Raw genomic sequence first — 10,494 nt, 5'->3', positions numbered from 1 at the left:
TTAGCCCGCTGGCGCGCTCGCTGCGCAGCAACGCCACCGGCAGTATCGGCCTGATCATCCCGAACAACACCAATCCGTACTTTTCGGAAGTGGCGCGCGGCATTGAAGACAGTTGCTATCAAGCCGGCTACAGTGTGATCCTGTGCAATTCCGACGATGATCCGGCCAAGCAGCGCGACTATCTCAACGTGTTGCTCACCAAGCGCTGCGACGGCCTGATCGTGGCGACGCTGGCGCAGACCGACGGCGAACTGCTGCGCAAGATGAAGGTGCCGACCGTGCTGCTCGACCGTGCGCCGAAAGACATGGCGATCGACCTGGTGGCGGTCGACAACGCTGCCGGCGGAGTGCTGGCGGCAGAGCATTTGCTCGCCCTGGGACGCCGCCGCATCGCCTGCATCGGCGGCCCGGAGAGCCTGGATATTTCCGCCGAACGGATTGCCGGTTTGCGCCGCAAACTGCAAACCGCCGGTGTCGCCATCGCGCCGGGGTTGCTGGCTTACGCCGACTTCACCAGCGCCGGCGGTTATGCCGCAGCGCGCGCATTGCTCTCCGTCGCACAGCCGCCTGACGCCATTTTCTGCTGCAACGACCTGATGGCGATCGGCGCCTTGCGCGCCGCCGCCGAGCGCGGCATCGACGTGCCGGACGCCTTGTCGGTAATCGGTTTCGATGACATCGACCTGGCCAGTTTCGTGCATCCTCCGCTGACCAGCGTATCGCAAAACACGCGCACGCTGGGACAACTGACCGCGCAATGCCTGCTCGAACGCATCGCCGATCCGACGCGTCCGGTGCAACGCAAGACCATCACGCCGCAATTGCATGTGCGCGGCTCGACCGTGCGCGCGCCAACATGATCACGTGACGATATCCATTCGACATCTCAATTCATCAACGCTCGGAAACACATGATAGTCATCATCGGCAGCATCAACATGGACCTGGTCTTGCGCGTGCCGCGCATGCCGCTCCCTGGTGAAACCATCACCGGCGGCCAGTTCCGCACCATCCCCGGCGGCAAGGGCGCCAACCAGGCCGTGGCCTGCGCGCGCCTGAGCGCCGACGACGTCAAGGTCGCGATGGTGGCTTGCCTGGGCGACGACGCCTTCGGCGCAGAGTTGCGTGCCGCCCTGCGCAAGGACGGCATCGACGACAGCCATGTGACGACGATTCCCGGTACGGCGTCCGGCATCGCCTCCATCCTGGTGGACGACAACGGCCAGAACAGCATCGTGCTGGCTTCCGGCGCCAATGCCGAGCTCAGCCCGGCTCACATCGATGCCGCGCGCGACCTGATCGGACAGGCGCGCATCGTGGTCCTGCAGCTGGAGTCGCCGCTACCGACCGTGATCCACGCCATCAAGCTGGCGCATGCACTGGGCAAGACCGTGGTACTCAATCCGGCCCCGGCGCAAGCGTTGCCGACCGAGTTGCTGGGACAAATCGATTACCTGGTGCCCAATGAAATCGAAGCCGCGATGCTGGCCGGCATGCCCGCCGGCGATATCCGCATTGAGAACGACAGCGACGAACAGATTGCCGCCGTAATCGGCAAGCTGCGTGCAGCCGGCTCAACCAACGTGCTGGTCACGCTGGGAGAAAAAGGCGTCTATGCGGCGCTGGAATCAGGCTCCGGGCATTTCGACGCGCAAGCAGTCAAGGCAGTCGACACCACCGCCGCCGGCGACACCTTCATCGGCGGCTTTGTCGCCGCGCTGGCGGAAGGCCGCAGCGAAGCCGAAGCCATCGCGCTGGGTCAGCGCGCGGCCGCCATCAGCGTGGCGCGCGTGGGTGCACAAACTTCCATTCCTTCCCGCCGGGAAGTTGCGGACTGAGCAAGGAGAACCGAGATGAAAAAAACACCGCTGCTGAACATTGCGCTGTCACAGCTGATTGCTTCGCTCGGCCATGGCGACAGCATCGTCGTCGGCGACGCCGGCCTGCCGGTGCCGCCCGGCGTGCCGCTGATCGACCTGGCGCTGACGCGCGGCATTCCCGGCTTCATGGACACGCTGCAAACCGTGCTGGCGGAAATGCACGTCGAGCATCACGTGCTGGCTGATGAACTGTCTGAACGCAGTCCGAAACTGGCCCAACAAGTCGGGCTGCTCGGACTGGCCGGCAAGCAGACCCTGCCGCATGAGGAATTCAAGCGCCGCACGCAACAGGCGCGCGCGGTGATTCGCACCGGTGAGTTCACGCCCTATGCGAATATCATTCTGATTGCCGGCGTGACGTTCTGAGCGAGAACCGTCGCAGCAATCTCAGACAGGCCGGCTCTTCACGTCCCCGCGACATTGTCGGCGGCATAAGTCGCCGCCGCCAGCAGGCGCTGGGTATAAGCATGCGAAGGCCGTTGCAGGACGTCGGCAACCGAACCGCCTTCCACCACCTTGCCGTCCTTCATCACCAGCACCTGATGCGCCATGGCGCGGATGACGGCGAGGTCGTGGCTGATGAACAGATACGCCAGGCCATGCTTGCGCTGCAATTGCGCCAGCAGTTGCAAGACTTGCTGCTGCACGGTGACGTCCAGCGCCGAGGTCGGCTCGTCCAGCAATAACAGATCGGGCTTCAACACCACTGCGCGTGCGATGGCGATACGCTGGCGCTGGCCGCCGGAGAACTCGTGCGGATAGCGTTGCAGCATGTCTTCCGATATGCCGACTTCGTGCAGCGCCGCGACCACTTCGACGCGTTGCTGTTGCGCACTCAGGTGCGGCTGGTGCAAGGCCAGTCCTTCGCCGACGATCTGGGCGACCGTGCGGCGCGGCGACAGCGAGGCGAACGGATCCTGGAACACCACCTGCATGCGCGCACGCAAGGGGCGCACGGCGGCTGAACTCATCGCGCTGACCGGCTGGCCGGCGAAACGGATGTCGCCTTCGACGGTGGCCGTCGACAAGCGCAGCAAGGCCATGCCCAGCGTCGACTTGCCGGAACCCGACTCGCCCACGATGCCGAGCGTCTCACCCTTGCGCAGGGTCAGGCTGACGTCGTCGACGGCAGCGAATTTTTTCTTGCGCAGCCAGCCCTGTTTGATCGAGAAGGTGCAACGCACATTCGTGCCGGTCAACAGCACCGGCGCATCCGGCGCGATCTCGTCGACATTGCGCTGCGGCTGGCTGGCCAGCAGCTTGCGCGTATAGACCTGCTGCGGTGCCGCGAACAAGCCGGCGGTGGCGGCGGTCTCGACCAGCTTGCCTTTTTCCATCACGCCGACGCGATCGGCGAAATGGCGCACCAGATTGAGATCGTGCGAAATCAGCAGTACGGCCATGTTTTCGTCGCGCTGCAATTGATTGAGCAATTCCAGGATCTGCACCTGGATCGTCACGTCCAGCGCGGTGGTCGGCTCGTCGGCGATCAGCAGTTTGGGATGGCAAGCCAGCGCCATCGCAATCATCGCGCGCTGGCGCTGGCCGCCGGACAATTGATGCGGATAAGCCAGTGCGCGTCGCGCCGGCTCCGGAATACCGGTCTTTTCCAGCAAAGCCACGGTGCGTTGCGCAGCAGCCCGCGCATTCAGGCCTTCGTGCAGCATCAGCACTTCGGCGATCTGGTTGCCGATGGTGAACAAGGGATTGAGAGCCGTCATCGGCTCCTGGAAAATCATCGCCGCATCCATGCCGCGCACGCCGCGCATGGCCGCTTCGCTCTTTTGCAGGATGTCTTCGCCGTTGAACAGAATCTGGCCGTCGTAGCGCGCATCCTGGTTCAGGCGCAGCACCGACAAGGCGCTGACCGTCTTGCCGGAACCGGATTCGCCGACCAGCGCGAATTTTTCACCGGCCCCGATGCTGAAGCTGACGTCGTCGACCACCGTGGCGTCGCCGAAGCGCACCGAGAGATTGCGGAGTTCGAGCAGGCTCATGCTTTCCTCCGTACGTCGAGGGCATTGCGCAAGGCGTCGCCGATATTGGTCAGCAGCAGCAAGGTCACGGTCAGCACGATGAAGGTCGACAAGGCGATCCACCAGGCGTCAAGATTGTTCTTGCCCTGCGCCAGCAGTTCGCCGAGGCTGGGCGTGGAAGGCGGCACGCCGAGACCGAGGAAATCCAGGCTGGTCAGCGCCAGGATCGACGCACTCATGCGGAACGGCAGGAAGGTAACCACCGGCGTCAGGCTGTTGGGCAACACATGGCGCCAGATGATCTGCATGTTCGACAGGCCGAGCGCGCGCCCCGCCTGTACATATTCAAGATTGCGGTTGCGCAGGAAATCGGCGCGCACGTAATCCGACAAACCCATCCAGCCGAACAGCGACAGCAGCACCAGCAGCAACCCGATGCTGGGCTCGAAGATGGAGGAAAAAATGATCAGCAGGTAAAGCTCGGGCATCGAGCCCCAGATTTCCAGGAGGCGTTGCATGAACAAATCGGTGCGACCGGCAAAGTAACCCTGCACTGCACCGGCCAATAAACCCAGCACCACGCCGGTGACCGTCAGCGCCAGGCCGAACAGGATGGAAATGCGGAAGCCGTACAACAAGCGCGCAAACACGTCGCGGCCGCGGTCGTCGGTGCCAAGCCAGTTCTCCGACGACGGCGGCGCCGGATTCGGTTGCCTGGCGAAATAATTGAGCGTGTCGAAGCGATAGTGATTGGGCGGATAGATGGCCCAGTTGCCATCCTTCCTGAACTGCTCCTGGATGAACGGGTCGAGGTAGTCGGCCGGCGATTCGAAGTCGCCGCCGAAGGTCTTTTCCGAATAGTCATGCGCAATCGGAAACAGGATCTTGCCGTGGTAGCTCGCCACCAGCGGCTTGTCGTTGGAGACCAGTTCCGCGCCGAGGCTGATCACGAACAGGATCAGGAAAATGATCAGGCTCGCATAGCCGTTGCGATTCTGGCGGAAGCGCAGCCAGATTCGGCGGCCCGGGGAAATCGAAGGCGTCGGGGAGGAAGAAGCAGTCACGGTAGTCGCGCTCATTTGGCCAGGCTTTCAAACTGGACGCGCGGGTCGGCCCAGACATAGCAGAGATCGCCGAGCAGCTTCACCACCAGGCCGATCAAGGTGAACAGGTACAGCGTGCCCATGACCACCGGATAGTCGCGCCGGATCACCGACTCATACGACAGCAGGCCCAGGCCATCAAGCGAGAACAGCGTCTCGATCAGCAGGCTGCCGGCGAAGAAGGCGCCGATGAAGGCCGCCGGGAAACCGGTCACCAGCGGGATCAGCGCATTGCGGAACACGTGCTTGTAGAGCACCTTGTTTTCGGAGAGGCCTTTGGCGCGCGCGGTCAGCACGTATTGCTTGCGGATTTCTTCGAGGAAGGTGTTCTTGGTCAGCATCGTCATGACCGCAAACGAACCGGCCACGGAGGCGATCACCGGCAAGGTGATGTGCCACAGGTAATCCTTGACCTTGCCCGCCAGCGACAGCGTGGCCCAGTCGTCCGAGGTCAGTCCGCGCAGCGGGAACCATTGCACGAAACTGCCGCCGCCGAACATCACCAGCAGGAACACGCCCAGCACGAAACCGGGAATCGAATAGCCGACCAGCACCAGCCCGGTGGTGGCCGTATCGAAGCGCGTACCCTCGCGCACCGCTTTGGCGATGCCCAGCGGCACCGAGATCAGGTAGGTCAGGAAGAAGGTCCACAGGCCGATCGTGATCGATACCGGCATCTTGGATTTCACCAGTTGCCAGACGTCGCCGTGATGGTAAAAACTCTTGCCCAGGTCGAAGGTGGCGAAGCCCTTGAGCATTTGCCAGAAGCGCTCGACCGGCGGCTTGTCGAAACCGTACAGCGCCTTGATCTCGTTGACGCGCTCGGCATCGATGCCCTGGCGTCCGCGGTATTGCGAAGCGCCGCCGCCGGAAGCTTCGCCGCCGCCGCCGAGACCCTTCATTTCGATCAACGCCTGCTCGACCGGACCGCCCGGCACGAACTGGATCACGGCGAACGTGATCACGACAACGCCCAGCAATGTCGGCAACATCAGCAGGACACGTTTGAGGATATAAGACCAGATATTCATGGCGGCGTCGGCAAGTTGGAGATGAAGATGATGATCACTGTGCTCATTTCGGCGACACTTCCCACCAGCTTGAGATCACGTAGGGATCGGCCTGGTAGTACAGCGGCGTCACGGCGGGAATGCCGAAACGGTTGCGATAGGCCACGCGGTGCGTCGACGAATACCACTGCGGCACCACGATGTATTTGTGCAGCAGGACGCGATCCAGTCCGCGTGCGGCGGCGACCAGGTCCTTGCGCGTTGCGGCGGCGACCAGCGCTTCGACCAGTTTGTCGACCGCCTTGTCCTTCAGGCCCCAGACGTTGTTGGAGCCTTTTTCATCGGCCGCCTTGGAACCGAACATGTCGAACATTTCATTGCCGGGGCTGCTGACGTCGGGGAAGCGGATGCTGGTCATGTCGTAGTCGAACTCGTCCATGCGCTTGGCCACCAGGGCAAAGTCGGCGGTGCGCTGCGTTACCCGGATGCCCAGCTTTTGCAGGTTGCGCACGTAGATGCTGATCACGCGCGACAGCGCCGACTGATCGTCGAGGATCTCGAACGCGAAGACTTCGCCTCTGGCGTTGCGCAAGGCGCCGTCACGATATTCCCAGCCGGCCTGGCGCAACAGTTCGCGCGCCTGCAGCAGGTTGGCGCGCAGCGAACCGGGCGGATTGGTGTTGGGCGGCACCGGGGCCGGGCCGAACACGGCCGGATCGATCTTTGTGCCGGAAGCCCGGATCGATTCCAGCAATTTCAGTTCGTCGCCTTCCGGTGCGCCGGTGGCGGCAAGCGTGCTGTTGTTGAAGAAGGAATAGATGCGCGAATATTGACCATAGAACAGTTGCCGGTTCATCCATTCGTAGTCGAGCGCGAGTCCCAGCGCCTGGCGCACGCGTGCATCCTTGAACTGGTCGCGGCGCAGGTTCATGACGAAGCCCTGCATGCCGGCGCCGTTGGAGTGCTTGAGTTCACGCTTGACGATTTCGCCGCTGACGAATTTGGGGCCGTTGTAGTTGCGCACCCAACTCTTGGCGCTATATTCCACCACCACGTCGAACTCGCCGGCCTTGAAGGCTTCCAGCCGCGCCACGTCGTCCTTGTAGAAACGATAGGCGATGCGTTCGAAATTGAAGCTGCCCTTGCGCGTCGGGATATCCGTGCCCCAATAGGCTGGGTTGCGCTTGTAGGTGATGTTGCGGCCGACGTCGTAGGTGTCGATCAGATACGGACCGCTGGTGATCGGCGGCGTCAGCTGGATGTTGTCGAACGCCGTGCCGGCCGCCCACTTTTTGGAGAACACCGGCACGCCGCCGACGATCAGCGGCAACTCATGGTTCCTGGTCTTGAATTCGAAACGCACGGTCTGCGCATCGACCACCACGCATTGTTTGACGTCGGCGAACATCGACTTGAACTGCGGCGCGCCTTTGGCCAGCAGCGTGTCATAGGAATATTTGACGTCGGCCGCCGTGACCGGGTCGCCGTTGTTGAAGCGCGCCTTCGGGTTCAGGTGGAAGGTCATCGCCATGCGGTCCGACGCCAGCGTCATGTCGTCGGCCAGCAGTCCGTACATGGTGGCGACCTCATCGGACGAGCCGATCGCCAGCGTCTCGAACATCAGCGTCGACACGCCCGCCGCCGCCACGCCCTTGAGCGAGAACGGATTGAATTTGTCGAAGCTGGTGCGGCGATCCGGATTGGCCAGGTACAGCGTGCCGCGTTTGGGGGCGTCGGGATTGAAATAATCGAAGTGGGTGAAACCGGCGGGATACTTGGGCGTGTCGTACAGCGAGAAAGCGTGGTCTGCGAGAACCGGACCGCTGAACCCGACTGTTGCCGCGAAGCTCAGGAGCAGTGTGGAGAAGGTGAATTTACGCATGCGTGCTTGTCATGTCGAATTTCTGGTTCCTGAAGTGATGTGCTTTATGTGTTATTTGAAAGCAATTCGATCATTTTACAGAATAAATTTTTACACAATGGCAATAACAGCCCGTCACAAAAACGCCGGAAGTTGCCCCCGCCGTCGCAAGCCCCTACAATCTTGCCCAGTTCAAGCGCAAATATACTGCAAAGAACCGGAATCCCCCTTATTTCGCCTGTTCCGGCGCGGCTTTCAGCCTGGCGCCGCTTCAAGGCGAATCACTCGGAGTCAACATGGCATTTCTGCAAGGCAAAAAAATCCTGATCACAGGTTTGTTATCGAATCGTTCCATCGCCTACGGCATCGCCCAGGCGTGCAAGCGCGAAGGCGCGGAACTGGCGTTCACCTATGTCGGCGAGCGTTTCAAGGACCGCATCACCAAGTTCGCGGAAGAATTCGACACCAAGCTGATTTTCGATTGCGACGTCGGCAGCGATGAACAGATCAACGCCCTGTTCGCCGACCTCGGCAAGTCCTGGGATCAGCTCGACGGCTTGGTGCACGCGATCGGCTATGCGCCGGCCGATGCGATTGCCGGCGACTTCCTGGAAGGCTTCTCGCGCGAAGGCTTCAAGATCGCCCACGACATCTCGGCCTACAGCTTCCCGGCCATGGCCAAGGCTGCCCTGCCGCTGCTGCGCCAGAACTCGGCGCTGCTGACGCTGACCTACCTTGGCTCCGAGCGCGTCGTACCGAACTACAACACCATGGGCCTGGCCAAGGCCTCGCTGGAAGCCAGCGTGCGCTACCTGGCCGAATCGCTCGGTCCCAAGGGCGTGCGCGTCAACGGCGTCTCCGCCGGTCCGATCAAAACCCTGGCCGCCAGCGGCATCAAGGGCTTCGGCAAGATCCTCGGCTTCGTTTCCGATCACGCTCCGTTGCGCCGCAACGTAACTATCGAGGACGTTGGCAACGCATCGGCCTTCCTGTTGTCCGACCTGGCCGGCGGCATTACCGGTGAAATCACCTACGTGGACGGCGGCTTCTCGCGTGTTGTCGGCGGTATCTCGGAATAAGATTGTCTGAGTCCGGGGCTTGTTCGAAGCAATTCTCCGAATAAGCCCTAGTGCCAACTTCGATATTTTCCTGTATGATTCGGTTTGTGCGTTGCAATACGACGTACAAAACCGTAATCCGGCACGCCGGGTTACTCAGTAGCTTCGCAAGCCCTAATTGTCGCGCTAGACAGTCGACAGTACGTAGTAAAAGCCCTCCCGCCTTGAGTGTCCTTACTTTTTAAGCGACACCGTCCCGGCGCAAAGCTTTTGTGCCGAAATTTCTTTGTTTTTCATAGTCATTTCGTTGGTTGGCGTTGCTTTTTTGCGTTCACCGCATTTGCTGTGCGCTCGTTGCGTTCGTTCAAACCGACGCAATCGTTGCGCTGCATTGCATTTGTCTGGCGCTCATACTAAACGAAAGAAAACATGACTTTTGAATCACTAGGCCTGCACCCATCGATCATCAAAGCCTTGACCGACTCCGGCTATACCGCGCCGACGCCGGTCCAGGAACAAGCTATCCCCGCCGCCATCGCCGGCAAGGATCTGCTGGTGTCGTCGCAGACCGGCTCCGGCAAGACCGCAGCGTTCATGCTGCCGTCGCTGCACAAGTTCGCCTCGATGCCGCCTGCCGCTCCCGGCGCCAAGACCCCGAACCAGGAAGCCCAAGCCGCCAAGGCCCGCGGCGACCGTCCACGTTTCCGCCCTGCCCAGCCGAAGATGCTGGTGCTGACCCCGACCCGCGAACTGGCCCTGCAAGTGACCACCGCGACCGACAAGTACTGCGCCCACATGCGCCGCCTGAAGGCCGTGTCGATCCTGGGCGGCATGCCTTATCCGAAGCAGATGCAATTGCTGTCGCGCAATCCTGAAATCCTGGTGGCGACGCCTGGCCGTCTGATCGACCATATGGATTCGGGCAAGATCGACTTCTCCGAACTGGAAATCCTGGTCCTGGACGAAGCCGACCGCATGCTCGACATGGGCTTCATCGAAGACATCGAAAAGATCGTCGCGGCAACACCGGCAACCCGTCAAACCATGCTGTTCTCGGCAACGCTGGATGGCGTCGTCGGCAACATGGCAAAGCGCATCACCAATGCACCGCAGATCATCCAGATCGCCGGTTCCGCCACCAAGCATGAAAACATCGCCCAGCGCGTCCACTTCGTCGACGACCTGTCGCACAAGAATCGCCTGCTCGACTTCCTGCTGCGCGACGTGACCATGGACCAGGCTGTTGTCTTCACCGCCACCAAGCGTGACGCCGACACCATCGCCGACCGCCTGAACATCGCCGGTTTCGCTGCAGCTGCCTTGCATGGCGACATGCATCAGGGCGCACGCAACCGTACTCTGGACGGCATGCGCCGCGGCCAGGTGCGCGTGCTGGTGGCAACCGACGTCGCCGCTCGCGGTATCGACGTGCCGGGCATCACCCACGTGTTCAACTACGATCTGCCGAAATTCCCGGAAGACTACGTTCACCGCATCGGCCGTACCGGTCGTGCCGGCCGCAACGGCGTTGCCGTCTCGCTGGTCAATCACGCTGAAGGCATGCACGTCAAGCGTATCGAGCGCTTCACCAAGCAACCGATCCCGG

9 protein-coding genes are annotated in these 10,494 nt (G+C 61.7%); 5 read left to right on the top strand and 4 right to left on the bottom strand.

Annotated elements, in window-relative coordinates; translation table 11 throughout:
- The 3 genes from HLUSI_RS0106780 to rbsD form a co-directional block, all read left to right on the top strand.
- Window positions 1-860 (top strand): LacI family DNA-binding transcriptional regulator (locus HLUSI_RS0106780; protein ID WP_016833269.1); only part of this gene is annotated, 860 nt, incomplete at its 5' end.
- A gap of 51 nt (window positions 861-911) precedes the next feature.
- Window positions 912-1,838 (top strand): ribokinase, encoded by a 927-nt coding sequence (gene rbsK, locus HLUSI_RS0106775; protein ID WP_016833267.1) that lies wholly within the window; start codon window positions 912-914, stop codon window positions 1,836-1,838.
- A 15-nt stretch (window positions 1,839-1,853) separates the two neighbouring features.
- Complete coding sequence (rbsD, locus tag HLUSI_RS0106770; protein WP_016833265.1) at window positions 1,854-2,246, top strand: D-ribose pyranase; 393 nt, start codon at window positions 1,854-1,856, stop codon at window positions 2,244-2,246.
- Between the two features lie 38 nt (window positions 2,247-2,284).
- Here rbsD and HLUSI_RS0106765 read toward each other — a convergent pair whose 3' ends face one another.
- Genes HLUSI_RS0106765 through HLUSI_RS0106750 form a run of 4 tightly spaced genes read right to left on the bottom strand, consistent with a single transcriptional unit; the run spans window position 2,285 to window position 7,851 of the window.
- Entirely contained in the window at window positions 2,285-3,877 is a 1,593-nt protein-coding gene (locus HLUSI_RS0106765; RefSeq protein WP_016833264.1) for an ABC transporter ATP-binding protein, read from the bottom strand.
- Window positions 3,874-4,935: an ABC transporter permease gene (locus HLUSI_RS0106760; RefSeq protein ID WP_016833263.1), complete on the bottom strand. Its 1,062-nt coding sequence runs from the start codon at window positions 4,933-4,935 to the stop codon at window positions 3,874-3,876. The genes HLUSI_RS0106765 and HLUSI_RS0106760 overlap by 4 nt, the downstream gene beginning before the upstream one ends.
- Window positions 4,932-5,990: a microcin C ABC transporter permease YejB gene (locus HLUSI_RS0106755; protein WP_016833262.1), complete on the bottom strand. Its 1,059-nt coding sequence runs from the start codon at window positions 5,988-5,990 to the stop codon at window positions 4,932-4,934. Before HLUSI_RS0106755 ends, HLUSI_RS0106760 begins: the two co-directional genes overlap by 4 nt.
- A 43-nt stretch (window positions 5,991-6,033) precedes the next feature.
- Window positions 6,034-7,851: an extracellular solute-binding protein gene (locus tag HLUSI_RS0106750; protein ID WP_016833261.1), complete on the bottom strand. Its 1,818-nt coding sequence runs from the start codon at window positions 7,849-7,851 to the stop codon at window positions 6,034-6,036.
- 275 nt (window positions 7,852-8,126) lie between these two features.
- On the opposite strand from HLUSI_RS0106750, the gene fabI reads away from it, so the two are divergent.
- Window positions 8,127-8,909: an enoyl-ACP reductase FabI gene (gene fabI, locus HLUSI_RS0106745; RefSeq protein WP_016833260.1), complete on the top strand. Its 783-nt coding sequence runs from the start codon at window positions 8,127-8,129 to the stop codon at window positions 8,907-8,909.
- Window positions 8,910-9,317: 408 nt separating this feature from the next.
- The coding region (locus HLUSI_RS0106740) for a DEAD/DEAH box helicase (protein WP_016833259.1) at window positions 9,318-10,494 on the top strand (1,177 nt) is incomplete at its 3' end.

It is taken from the genome of Herbaspirillum lusitanum P6-12 (genome assembly GCF_000256565.1).
Taxonomy (GTDB): domain Bacteria; phylum Pseudomonadota; class Gammaproteobacteria; order Burkholderiales; family Burkholderiaceae_D; genus Herbaspirillum; species Herbaspirillum lusitanum.
The sequence above is the reverse complement of the archived record's forward strand: the minus strand, read 5'-3'. Positions and strand labels throughout refer to the sequence as shown.

Bases quoted from the DNA above. Each gene is read 5' to 3' on its own strand.
- rbsK (WP_016833267.1), top strand. From the start codon at position 912: ATGATAGTCATCATCGGCAGCATCAACATGGACCTGGTCTTGCGCGTG.
- rbsD (WP_016833265.1), top strand. From the start codon at position 1,854: ATGAAAAAAACACCGCTGCTGAACATTGCGCTGTCACAGCTGATTGCT.
- HLUSI_RS0106765 (WP_016833264.1), bottom strand. From the start codon at position 3,877: ATGAGCCTGCTCGAACTCCGCAATCTCTCGGTGCGCTTCGGCGACGCC.
- HLUSI_RS0106760 (WP_016833263.1), bottom strand. From the start codon at position 4,935: ATGAGCGCGACTACCGTGACTGCTTCTTCCTCCCCGACGCCTTCGATT.
- HLUSI_RS0106755 (WP_016833262.1), bottom strand. From the start codon at position 5,990: ATGAATATCTGGTCTTATATCCTCAAACGTGTCCTGCTGATGTTGCCG.
- HLUSI_RS0106750 (WP_016833261.1), bottom strand. From the start codon at position 7,851: ATGCGTAAATTCACCTTCTCCACACTGCTCCTGAGCTTCGCGGCAACA.
- fabI (WP_016833260.1), top strand. From the start codon at position 8,127: ATGGCATTTCTGCAAGGCAAAAAAATCCTGATCACAGGTTTGTTATCG.